General features: G+C 43.3%; 7 protein-coding genes and 1 riboswitch. All 7 genes read left to right on the top strand.

Annotated elements, in window-relative coordinates; all coding sequences use genetic code 11:
* Positions 1–224 precede the first annotated feature (224 nt).
* Positions 225–1,856, top strand: a complete 1,632-nt coding sequence (locus DYI25_RS06420) for a M4 family metallopeptidase (RefSeq protein WP_213367582.1) — start codon at positions 225–227, stop codon at positions 1,854–1,856.
* A 1,204-nt stretch (positions 1,857–3,060) separates the two neighbouring features.
* Positions 3,061–3,173, top strand: a riboswitch (SAM riboswitch).
* Between the two features lie 177 nt (positions 3,174–3,350).
* A complete protein-coding gene (locus DYI25_RS06415; protein WP_213367581.1) occupies positions 3,351–4,466 on the top strand; it encodes a methionine biosynthesis PLP-dependent protein in 1,116 nt (371 codons plus the stop codon).
* Complete coding sequence (gene metC / locus DYI25_RS06410; RefSeq protein WP_213367580.1) at positions 4,463–5,644, top strand: cystathionine beta-lyase; 1,182 nt, start codon at positions 4,463–4,465, stop codon at positions 5,642–5,644. The genes DYI25_RS06415 and metC overlap by 4 nt, the downstream gene beginning before the upstream one ends.
* On the top strand, positions 5,644–7,506 hold the full coding sequence (locus DYI25_RS06405; protein ID WP_213367579.1) for a bifunctional homocysteine S-methyltransferase/methylenetetrahydrofolate reductase: 1,863 nt from the start codon (positions 5,644–5,646) through the stop codon (positions 7,504–7,506). The genes metC and DYI25_RS06405 overlap by 1 nt, the downstream gene beginning before the upstream one ends.
* Positions 7,487–10,939, top strand: a complete 3,453-nt coding sequence (gene metH / locus DYI25_RS06400) for a methionine synthase (RefSeq protein WP_213367578.1) — start codon at positions 7,487–7,489, stop codon at positions 10,937–10,939. The genes DYI25_RS06405 and metH overlap by 20 nt, the downstream gene beginning before the upstream one ends.
* A 212-nt stretch (positions 10,940–11,151) precedes the next feature.
* Positions 11,152–11,646 (top strand): sigma-70 family RNA polymerase sigma factor, encoded by a 495-nt coding sequence (locus DYI25_RS06395; protein WP_342032480.1) that lies wholly within the window; start codon positions 11,152–11,154, stop codon positions 11,644–11,646.
* The gene (locus DYI25_RS06390; protein ID WP_213367577.1) at positions 11,636–12,478 is read left to right on the top strand and encodes a hypothetical protein; all 843 of its coding nucleotides are present in this window, start codon (positions 11,636–11,638) and stop codon (positions 12,476–12,478) included. The genes DYI25_RS06395 and DYI25_RS06390 overlap by 11 nt, the downstream gene beginning before the upstream one ends.
* Position 12,479 lies beyond the last annotated feature (1 nt).

The raw sequence follows: 12,479 nt of genomic DNA, 5'->3' as shown, positions 1-12,479 counted from the left end.
GTTGGTACTACAACTTAATAATAAGAATATTTATCCAAATTAGTCAATAAATTCTGACTACTTTTTCGTTAAAATTTTGCTTTTATTCTTATCGGTAAAATATTTCCCAACATCCAAAATCGACATTATTTGACTTAATTATTGAAATGTTCAGATTATTAAAGTATAAATATGATAATCTACTAATCTTTTTTAGCTGGAATTTGATTTTAGGAGGAGTTTAATTGAAGAAGAAAGTCGTTTCCCTAAGTTTAACAGCAAGTCTTGCACTCAGCGGATTGGTTGCAGCTACCGGCTTCGCTGCCCCATCAGCAGATTCTCCATCAAAAAAGTTCACAAAGAGCCATGGCTCACATGAATTTGTAGCCGGCAAGCTGACAAATCCATCTGAAAAAGCAGCAAAGGATGTTGTCCTCGGATACCTAAAAGCTTCTAAAGGAAAATACAACCTGGGACCTAATGATAGTTTCGTTGTTAAATCTCAAGAAGCAGACAAGCTTGGTGGAGATGTTGTCCGACTGCAGCAAGTATATAACGGCGTTCCTGTATGGGGAGCAACACAAGCTGCCAGAGTTGACGAAAGCGGAGTTCTTAAAGTTTTTAGCGGAACTGTCAGCAAAGGACTAGACAGCAAGCTTGAAAAAACAGCCAACAGGAAATCACAGAGAGATGCAATTGCTGCAGCTGAAGCGGATTTGGGCTATAAACCTGATTATGAAGTGACACCATCGGCTGAATTGGTCGTTTACCCTGGTGAGGATCAGGCAGTGTACGCTTATCATGTCACATTGAACTTTCTGAGCCCTGAACCAGGTAATTACCAATACTTTGTCAATGCTGTAACAGGTGAACTCATCAATAAATACAATGCGATCGACACCGCTGGTAAAAACAATCCTTCTTTGAATGGCAGTGACACTGTTGGTTCTGGTGTCGGAGTTCTTGGCGACACGAAGACATTGAACACCCTTCTTTCAAATGGCTCCTATTATTTACAGGACAATACACGCGGAAATGGTGTTTTCACTTATGATGCAAAAAATAGGCAACGAACGCCTGGTTCCCTTTGGGTGGATGCTGATAATAACCTGAATGCAGTTTATGACGGTGCAGCAGTAGATGCTCACTACTATGCAGGTCTTACTTATGATTACTATAAAAACACTTTTGGCCGCAATTCATACGACAACAAGGGCGCTGCGCTGAAGTCCACTGTCCACTACGGCAGAAATTATAACAACGCATTCTGGAATGGCCAGCAAATGGTATACGGTGATGGAGATGGCACTACCTTCATCCCGCTTTCAGGTGGTCTTGATGTTGTGGCACATGAACTGACTCACGCTGTGACGGATTTCAGTTCTGACCTTGTTTATCAGTATGAATCAGGTGCTTTGAACGAAGCGATTTCCGATATCTTCGGAACACTTGCTGAATTCCATGACAATAACAACCCTGATTTTGAAATTGGTGAAGACATTTACACACCAAATACGGCAGGTGATGCTCTACGTTCAATGAGCGATCCTACTAAATACGGTGACCCGGACCACTACTCTAAGCGTTACACCGGCACTTCAGACAATGGCGGGGTTCATATTAACAGCGGAATCATCAATAAAGCTGCCTACCTTCTAAGTCAAGGTGGAACACATTATGGAGTAGCGGTCACAGGTGTTGGAACAGAGAAAATGGGCGCGATTTTCTACCGAGCAAATACTGTGTATTTCACTTCTTCAACGAACTTCAGCCAGGCACGGGCAGGACTGGTCCAAGCCGCAACAGACCTTTATGGGGCAGCTTCTGCGGAAGTGAATGCTGTCAATAAAGCCTTTGATGCTGTAGGAGTAAATTAATAGGTTCATATTCTAAGAGGCTGGCTCAATATGATTTGAGCCAGTTTCTTATTATGCCGACTTCGCACTTTCTCAGTGTGATTGAAAATAGCATCATGGTTTGAGGCACCGAGGTTTTGGTTTACATTGTTTTCTGGCACCAATAACCCCTATTGTTAACCTCTTTTATGGGAGTCCTGAGTAATCGGGCACATATATCGTTCATTTGGTTCCTAAACCGCTTTACAGCTAGAATGTCAGTTGAGCGGTTCTTGACAACTTCTATCTTTCCGCCGAAAAGCTGTCTGAATTACGCGATATTATTGACAACTTTAGACCTTTATTCCCAAAACCTGTCTCAATACAAGCGGATTCTTGACAGCTTTGGCCTCGTATCCTGAAAAGCTGTCACAATAACAACAGAATCTTGACAGCTTTGGGCGCGTATCCTGAGAAGCTGTCAAAATAGCAACAGATTCCTGACAGCTTTGTCTCCGCATCCTGAAAAGCTGTCAAGATAACATCGGATTCTTGACAGCTTTGGCCTCGTATCCTGAAAAGCTGTCACAATAACAACAGAATCTTGACAGCTTTGACTTCATTTCCTGAAAAGCTGTCATAATAACAACAGAATCTTGACAGCTTTGGCCTCGTATCCTGAAAAGCTGTCACAATAACAACAGAATCTTGACAGCTTTGACTTCATTTCCTGAAAAGCTGTCATAATAACATCGGATTCTTGACAGCATTGGCCGCGTATCCCGAGAAGCTGTCATAATAACATCGGATTCTTGACAGCTTTGGCCGCAAATCCTGAAAAGCTGTCATAATAACATCGGATTCTTGACAGCTTTGCGCGCGTATCCCTAGAAGCTGTCAAAATAGCAACAGATTCTTGACAGCTTTGGGCGCGTATCCTGAGAAGCTGTCAAGATAACATCGGATTCTTGACAGCATTGGCCTCGTATCCTGAAAAGCTGTCACAATAACAACAGAATCTTGACAGCTTTGACTTCATTTCCTGAAAAGCTGCCACAATAACAACAGAATCTTGACAGCTTTGGCCACAAATCCAGAATAGCTGTCTAAAAGAATCACTATGCACTGTTAAATATTAAACTATAGGAATCCTTTACCAATTTACTTTACTGCTTTAATTTAATGATTGACATTCATAAATAATAGCTGTAATATTTAGAGAAATTTAAAAATTCAATAATATGAAATCTTATCCAGAGAAGCTGAGGGTCCTGGCCCTGTGAAGCTTCAGCAACCTTCAACAGTGTTTGTTGAAAAGGTGCTAATTCCAGCAAGTTTTTGAAACTTGGCAGATAAGAAGAATGGCTACTAACTGTAAAGTCTTCTTCTTAAGAAGGCTTTTTTTGTTTTATTGGGGACCTCTCACTCTGACTTTCTGGATCATTGTGGATCAAGTCCCTTTTTTAAGTCGATAATCTCGTCTTTTCTCATAAAACAAAAACTGCCGTCTGACTATAAACATTAGGAGTGAGTAAATTGGCAGAAATCGATACAAAGTTAGCACAGCTTGGCAACAGGAGTGAATCATCAACAGGTGCGGTCAATCCACCAATCTATTTAACGACTGCCTACCGCCACGATGGGATTGGTCAATCCAGTGGTTATGATTATGTCCGCACGGGCAACCCTACTCGCGAAATTCTTGAAAAGGCTATTGCAGACCTGGAGGAAGGTGACCATGGCTTTGCCTGCAGCTCTGGAATGGCAGCAATCTGGACCGTACTCTCATTATTCGAGCACGGAGATGAGTGGATTGTTTCAAAGGATTTATACGGAGGAACTTACCGGCTTCTGGAGCAGGGTTTCAAAAAGTGGGGATTAAATAGTACATATGCTGACATGTCAGATTTAAACGAAATCAAATCGGTTATCACTCACAGAACGAAGGCTCTTTTTGTGGAAACACCGACAAACCCGCTGATGGAGCAAGCTGATATTGAAGCTATTGCAAAAATCACAAAGGAGTACGGTATTCTGCTGATTGTTGATAATACCTTCTACACTCCCCTGCTGCAAAAACCATTGGCTTTAGGTGCTGATATTGTGATCCACAGTGCAACCAAATATCTTGGTGGTCATAATGATGTTCTTGCAGGGCTCATCGTTGCCAGAGGTCAGCAAATATGTGATTCCCTCGCCCTTCATCATAATGGCGGTGGTGCGGTGCTAAGCCCTTTTGACTCCTGGCTGCTTATCCGCGGGATGAAAACCCTGGCATTAAGGATGGAGCGCCACGAGCAAAATGCCAGGGAGCTTGTGGATTTTCTACAGATTCATCAGGCAGTGAAGGATGTCCTTTATCCCGGCAGAGGCGGAATGATTTCTTTCAGGGTACACTCTCCTACCATAGTTAATCCTTTTTTAAAAAGTCTATCAACCATTACTTTTGCGGAAAGCCTTGGCGGTGTCGAAAGCTTCATCACCTATCCTGCTACTCAGACACATGCTGATATACCGGCTGAAATTCGCGAACAAACCGGAGTTTGCGACCGACTGCTGAGATTCTCTGTGGGAATCGAGAATGTTGAGGATTTGAAGAATGATTTAGAAGAAGCCTTCAAAAAGGCATGTCAGGAGGCAGAAGCTATATGAGTCATCGATATACATTCGAAACCCATCTGCTCCATAACAAGCATAAATTCGATCCTGCTACCGGTGGAGTCAGCGTACCGATCCATCACTCATCTACATTCCATCAATCGTCCGTAGACAAATTCGGAAAATATGATTATAGCCGCAGCCTGAATCCCACCAGAGAAGCACTTGAGGAAATCATCGCCGAACTGGAGGGCGGTGTCCGGGGATTTGCTTTTTCTTCCGGGATGGCTGCTATCTCAACAGCCTTTTTGCTTCTTTCTAAGGGAGATCACGTGGTCGTAACTGAGGATGTTTATGGCGGAACTTACCGGATGGTTACCCAGGTTTTGAACCGTTTTGGAATTGAGCATACTTTTGTGGACATGACCGACCTTGATGCGGTGGAACAAGCGATTAGGCCAAACACTGCATTGCTATATGCAGAAACACCTTCTAATCCATTGTTAAAGGTAACAGATATTCATGCTATCAGCCAAATTGCAAAGAAACACGGCGCCTATACTTTTGTCGACAACACTTTCATGACTCCCTATTTGCAGCGTCCGCTTGAGCTTGGAGCTGATATTGTCCTTCACAGCGCCACAAAGTTTTTGTCCGGCCACAGTGATACAGTCGCGGGTCTGGCGGTAGTCAAGGATGAAGAACTGGCCAACAGGCTTTATTCCCTACAGAACTCTTTTGGAGCAGTCCTGGGGGTTCAGGATGCATGGCTTGTCATGAGAGGTATCAAGACTTTATCTGTCAGAATGAACCAATCCCAGGAAAGTGCAAAAAACATCGCTGGATTTTTACAGGAACAGCCTTTAATCAAGAATGTCTTTTACCCTGGCCTTGTGAACCATCCGCAGGCAGACCTTCAGACCCAGCAGGCATATGGGCCCGGTGCAGTACTTTCCTTTGAACTTGAAGATGCGGAGGTTTTAACTAGATTTATAGAACAAGTGAAACTGCCAGTTTTTGCAGTCAGCCTTGGGGCGGTCGAATCCATCCTCTCCTACCCTGCAAAAATGTCACATGCTGCCATGCCGCTGGGTGAACGGGTAAGGCGTGGAATCACTGATGGTCTTCTTCGTTTATCAGTCGGATTGGAAAGCGCCGACGACTTGATTTTGGACTTTAAGCAAGCTTTAAAGAGCATTGCAACTATAGCAGTAAGTAAGGAGGAAGTATAATGAGTTTCCTGAACCGCCTGGAAAATGAAATTTTAATCGCCGATGGAGCGATTGGTACTCTCCTCCACTCTTATGGAGCTGGTACCTGTTATGAAGAGTTGAACATTTCTCATCCTGATGACATCATACAGATCCATAAAGCCTATATTAACGCGGGTGCCGATCTAATCCAGACGAACACCTATGCAGCTAATTATATAAAACTAGAAAGATATGGACTCGAGGATCAGGTGAAAGAGATCAATAGTGCCGCAGTAAGACTCGCCCGTCAGGCAGCAGGCACCGATGCATATGTCCTCGGAACAATTGGCGGGAACCGGGGAATCAGACCTTCCGCCATCCCGATTGAGGAAATCAAAAGAAGCTTCAGGGAGCAGTTCTACTGTCTTCTCCTTGAGGGTGTGGATGGACTTTTGCTAGAGACATTTTATGATATGGATGAAATCGAGACCGTGCTTGAGATTGCCCGAAAGGAAACCGATCTGCCAATCATCGCCCAGGTATCCCTCCAGGAAATAGGAATCATGCAGGATCAGACACCGCTACAGGAAGTTTTCAATAGACTCGAAGACCTCGGTGCCGATATTGTCGGTCTTAATTGCAGACTTGGGCCCCATCATATGATTTCCAGTCTGGAACAGATAGAGATACCTTCAAAGGCATTTCTTTCTGCCTACCCAAATGCCGGGTTGCCGGCCTACACAGATGGGAAATTCCATTATGAGGGCAATCCGGAATACTTTCGGAAGTCTGCGCACAGATTCCGTGACCAGGGAGTCAGGCTGATTGGGGGCTGTTGCGGAACAACCCCTGAACATATTAAGGCATTTGCTGATGAGCTAAAGGGATTGCAACCAGTGTTATATAAGAAAACCCCTGCAAATAAGCCGAAAATTGTTGTCACACCATCTGACATTAAAAGGCCTTTAGCTCCACTGCATCAGGTAGTGAAAGAACGGCCTTCCGTGATTGTGGAGCTTGACTCTCCACGAAAACTGGATACAACTCGTTTTTTTGAAGGAGCAAAAGCACTAAAGGATACAGGAATTGATGCCCTGACGCTAGCTGATAATTCACTTGCTTCACCAAGAATTTCGAATTCGGCAATCGGCCATCTCGTAAAGGAAAATTTCGGTTTGCGCCCCCTTGTACATCTAACTTGCCGGGACAGGAACATTATTGGACTTCAGTCCCATTTAATGGGCTTGCATACGCTTGGACTTCATGATGTGTTAGCCGTAACGGGCGACCCTGCTCGTGTAGGTGATTTTCCTGGTGCGTCATCTGTTTTTGATGTCTCTTCCTTCGAATTAATAGAGATGATCAAACAGTTTAATGAAGGTCTCTCCTATTCTGGAAAAGATTTAGGACAAAAAGGAGCTTTCTCGGTCGGCGCTGCCTTCAATCCAAATGTTCGTTCCATCGAAAAGGCTGTCATGAGGATGGAAAAGAAAATCCTTGCTGGAGCTGATTATTTCATCACCCAGCCTGTTTACTCGGAAAAAATGCTTCAGGAGGTCCATGAAGCAACAAAGCATATAGAAGCCCCAGTCTATATCGGGCTGATGCCGCTTACGAGCAGCAGAAATGCTGAATTCCTTCATAATGAGGTCCCTGGTATCAAGATATCACAGGAGATACTCGACATTATGGCGAAATTTAATAATGAACCGCTTCAATCCAAAAAGGAAGGCATCGCGATTACAAAAGGTTTGATTGAGGCTGCAGCAGAACTGTTTAACGGAATCTATATCATCACACCTTTTATGAATTATGAGATGAGTGTCGAGTTATCGAGCTACGCTAATGAATACAGCAGCCTTCTAATGAGGAGGAAACAAAATGTCAACCTTGTTAACTAAACAGATGAAGAAAAAAATCCTGATCATGGACGGAGCAATGGGAACGATGCTCCAGCAGGCAGACTTGACCCCAGCAGAATTTGGCGGCGAAGAATATGAAGGCTGTAACGAAATCCTGAATATAACAGTGCCGGAAGTAATTGAAAATATACATCGGGAGTACTTCGAAGCTGGTGCAGACATCGTTGAGACCAATACCTTCGGTGCTACAAGCTTGGTCCTTGACGAATACAACCTGGGACATAGAGCGTACGAAATCAACAAAGAAGCAGCTCTTATTGCCAGAAAAGCTGCTGACGAGTCATCCACTCCCTCCCAGCCTCGATTTGTGGCAGGTTCTATGGGACCGACAACTAAAACATTGAGCGTGACCGGGGGGTCAACCTTTAAAGAAATGTCTGCTTCCTACGAAGAACAGGCACTTGGCCTGATTGATGGCAATGTTGATTTGCTATTGCTCGAAACGAGCCAGGACTTGCTGAATGTAAAAGCAGCCTATACGGGAATCCAGCGTGCATTCCAGAAAAGTGGAAAAGAGCTTCCCCTCATGATCTCTGCCACAATTGAACCAATGGGCACGACACTTGCCGGCCAATCAATCGAAGCCTTTTATATTTCAGTTCAGCATATGAATCCGGTCGCGATTGGATTGAATTGCGCAACCGGTCCCGAATTCATGCAGGAGCATTTGCGTTCTTTGTCCTCCCTTTCATCTTCTGCAGTCAGCTGTTATCCAAACGCTGGTCTGCCCGATGAAGAAGGTCAATATCATGAAACGCCGGAAACCCTCGCTCAGAAGCTCTCTGATTTTGCTCGTGAAGGCTGGTTGAATATCGTCGGTGGCTGTTGTGGTACGACACCGGCACATATAAAGGCGATTTCTGAAAAAATGAAGGAACGCCCCCCAAGGCAGACAAAAGAAAACAATCTGCATATGGTTTCTGGGATCGAGCCATTCATTTACGACGATCCAACCCTGAGGCCAATCATGGTAGGTGAACGTACGAATGTAATTGGATCACGGAAATTCAAGCGCTTGATTTCGGAGGGCAAAATCGAAGAAGCAGCAGAGATCGCAAGGGCCCAGGTTAAAAACGGAGCGCATGTCATCGATATCTGCCTTGCTGACCCGGACCGAGATGAGCTTCATGATATGGAACAATTCATTAAGGAAGTAGTGAAAAAAGTTAAGGCTCCGCTCGTTGTTGATTCTACTGATGATGAGGTAATCGAAAAAGCCCTGAGTTATTCCCAAGGTAAGGCAATCATCAATTCCATAAATCTAGAAGATGGCGAAGAACGGTTCGAGTCAGTTTCTCGCCTCATCCACAAATACGGTGCTGCTGTTGTTGTTGGGACGATTGAAGAAGAGGGTATGGGTGTTTCCGCTGAGAGGAAATTGGAAATTGCTAAACGATCGTACGACTTACTTGTCAATAAATATAAAGTACCGGCACAGGATTTGATTTTTGATCCGCTCGTCTTCCCTGTCGGCACCGGAGATGAACAATACATTGGCTCAGCCAAAGCAACTGTTGATGGAATCAGAATGATCAAGGAAACTTTCCCGGAAACGCAAACAATCCTCGGAATTAGCAATGTTTCCTTCGGCCTGCCGCCTGTTGGCCGAGAAGTATTGAATTCGGTATTTCTTTATCACTGCACCCAGGCAGGTCTCGACTACGCCATTGTGAATACGGAAAAGCTCGAACGATTTGCTTCTATCAGTCCTGAAGAAGTTAAAATGGCTGAAGAGCTGTTATTCAATACAACAGATGAGGCACTTGCTGAATTCACTGATTTTTACCGTGATAAAAAGAAGGATACAAAAAGCACCCTGCCTGATATGACACTAGAAGAAAGACTGTCTTACTATGTGGTTGAGGGTACAAAAGAAGGCCTCCATCCAGATCTTGATATTGCACTTGAAATCTACCCTGCCCCACTGGATATCATTAACGGACCATTGATGGATGGAATGAAGGAAGTTGGCAGGCTGTTCAATGATAATCAATTGATTGTGGCCGAGGTGCTTCAGAGTGCAGAGGTCATGAAGGCTGCCGTATCTTATTTGGAGCCTCATATGGAGAAAAATGATTCAACGGCTGCAAAGGGGAAAGTGCTTCTCGCCACTGTGAAAGGCGATGTCCATGATATCGGCAAAAACCTGGTGGATATCATCCTTAGCAATAATGGTTATGAGGTAGTCGATCTGGGAATCAAAGTAGCTCCAACTGCCCTGATTGAGGCAATTAAAAAGGAAAATCCGGACATCATCGGACTATCTGGCCTGCTTGTTAAATCAGCGCAGCAGATGGTGCTGACGGCTCATGATATGAAGCAAGCAGGGATAGACATTCCAATTCTTGTGGGTGGTGCTGCTTTATCAAGGAAGTTCACAGATACAAAGATTGCTAAGGAGTATGACGGGCTTGTATTATATGCAAAAGATGCGATGAACGGCCTGTCTATCGCGAACCAACTACGGGAACCGGATGGGTATGAACAGTTTTTAACAGAACAAAAAGCAAAGCAAGAAGCCGCGATGAATAAGCCAGAATTCACGACAACAGGCCGAAATTTTGCCACAACAGTTTTGGAACGTCCCAAAGTGACGGCAAAGGCTCCGGTATTCATCCCGCAGGATACGAAAAGGCATCTCGTTAAATCCTACTCCCTGTCCCATATTGAACCGTATATCAACCTGCAAATGCTTATAGGGCATCATCTTGGATTAAAAGGAAAGGTAGAAAACTTGCTGGCTGAAGGTAATGAAAAGGCAGTTAAGCTTCAGGAGGTTGTCCAATCCCTTTTACAGGAAGCCAAGTTGAAGGATTGGATCAAACCTGCTGCCGTTTATCAGTTCTTCCCTGCCCAGTCAGATGGAAAGAGACTTAACATTTTTAATCCTGAACAACCAGATCAAATCCTCGAAACCTTTGATTTTCCGAGACAAGAGGTTGCACCTGGATTATGCCTTGCAGATTACGTTCGCTCTGTGGATGATCGCAAAAAGGACTACGTTGGAATGTTCGCAGTCACTGCAGGTGCAGGAATTCGCCAGGCAGCGGGACAACTAAAAAAAGAAGGAAGATTCCTGGAAAGCCATGCCCTCCAGGCACTTGCACTTGAAACGGCAGAAGGTTACGCCGAACTCATTCACCGCCAAATCCGCGATCGATGGGGCTTCCCGGACACACCTGATATGACAATGAAAGACCGTTTCGCCGCCAAGTATCAAGGACAGCGTTTTTCATTCGGATACCCTGCATGTCCGGATTTGGAAGATCAACGTAAGCTTTTCAACTTGATCAAACCAGAAGACATCGGAATTAATTTGACCGACGGATTCATGATGGAACCGGAGGCATCGGTCACGGCTATCGTCTTCTCCCATCCAGAAGCAAGGTATTTCAATGTGTTGAAAAATTAGGAATATAAAACTTTCAGCGAGAGGGATTTCCCCCTCTTGCTTTTTAATTTGTCTTTTTTTCATTGGGTGTTACTCTCGAAAATACTAAAGTGTATAATTCCAAGAAAATGAACCTTTTTATTTAGGACAATCGTCTATACTTCAGTAAAAAGAATTGAGGTGCGAAATTGGAGCCCAGCAGAAGAAGTATTAGTAATGAGGAATTACTCGAGGTGCTGATCGAAGACTATGCAGATCGCGTGAATCGTTTGGCCTATACCTATGTGAAAAGTTGGCAATCTGCTGAAGATATCACCCAGGAAGTGTTCATTTCCTGTTATAAAAATTTAGATTCTTTCCGCAGTGAGAGTTCTTATAAAACATGGATTTTTAAAATTACCGTCAATAAATGTAAGGATTATTTAAAAAGCAAATGGTATAAATCAATCGTCCCTATTGAATTTGGATGGTCTTTAATACCTGGAAGCAAAACCTCACCTGAAGAGGACGTTATAAATAAAAACAAACATTATACCCTTTCAAAAAACGTGATGAGTCTTCCTGCGAAATATCGTGAAATAATCATTCTGTATTATTACGAGGACTTGAACATTGCTGAAATTAGTAATCTGACCAGTATAAATCTTGATACAGTTAAAACAAGGTTAAGGCGTGCCAAAGCATTGCTTCGTAAAAAGTACGAAGGAGTAGATGAGAATGGAGAATAAATTAAAGGAACTGCGTTCAAGCATGGATCAAACAGTGTTGAATAACCGGCGTTTTAACAGCACGGAAAAACAGCTGATTTTAGAGAATGCACTAAATCCTCATGAATCTAAAAAAACCAACTTCATTGGTCCAATTCTTTCAGTGGCATTTTCTGTGATGTTCTTGTTTTCGATAGGTTCATTTACTTATTATGAGCTATTCCCTGATACACGACAGGCAGATATCTCACCCCCTGATACAGCCGTTAGTGAAACTGGAGAGAAAAACGTGGAGATTCCATTAGAAGAAGAGAAGCCTCTTATGGAAGAAAACAACAAATACTGGGAGGATATCACGGAATTAGATCAAGGAACACATTATGATATGGCGACAAATGCTAGAGATTATATCGCGAGTGCAAATATATCTATTCATCAGACACCAGCTCCTGATTCCAAGCTGATTCAAAAGGGATATGATGAGATGTATTTTTATTACCTTGAGGCATCTGCGATTCAAAATGGCTTGAATATAATTGCCGTTAAAGGAATGGATATTGAAAAGGATTTTAATAATCTCTACAACTTAACCATGATTATTTATGAAGAACAAGGTAAACGGACAGATGGCGTCAATTTAGATGGGGTAAGTAAATTTGACGCTCATAAATATTGGAAAGAGCCGACGGACGAAATGAAGCTGGCAGTGAGTTATTTGCAAAAATTACTCAATGATCTTGATATTGCTATCAATAAAGGTGGTATCGGAGAAGACAATGGGTTTTCTTATCAAGGAGATGGTGAAAAAACAGAAGAGTTACAGGTTTTTATCGATTCATATTTTGGTTTTTAAA

This window comes from Mesobacillus boroniphilus (assembly GCF_018424685.1).
Classification (GTDB): Bacteria; Bacillota; Bacilli; order Bacillales; family Cytobacillaceae; genus Mesobacillus; species Mesobacillus boroniphilus_A.
Note: the sequence above shows the minus strand (reverse complement) of the source record. Positions and strands in the feature narration are given on the sequence as shown.

Excerpts from the sequence above, each read along its gene's own strand:
- metC (WP_213367580.1), top strand. The coding sequence starts at position 4,463 with ATGAGTCATCGATATACATTCGAAACCCATCTGCTCCATAACAAGCAT.
- DYI25_RS06405 (WP_213367579.1), top strand. The coding sequence starts at position 5,644 with ATGAGTTTCCTGAACCGCCTGGAAAATGAAATTTTAATCGCCGATGGA.
- metH (WP_213367578.1), top strand. The coding sequence starts at position 7,487 with ATGTCAACCTTGTTAACTAAACAGATGAAGAAAAAAATCCTGATCATG.
- DYI25_RS06390 (WP_213367577.1), top strand. The coding sequence starts at position 11,636 with ATGGAGAATAAATTAAAGGAACTGCGTTCAAGCATGGATCAAACAGTG.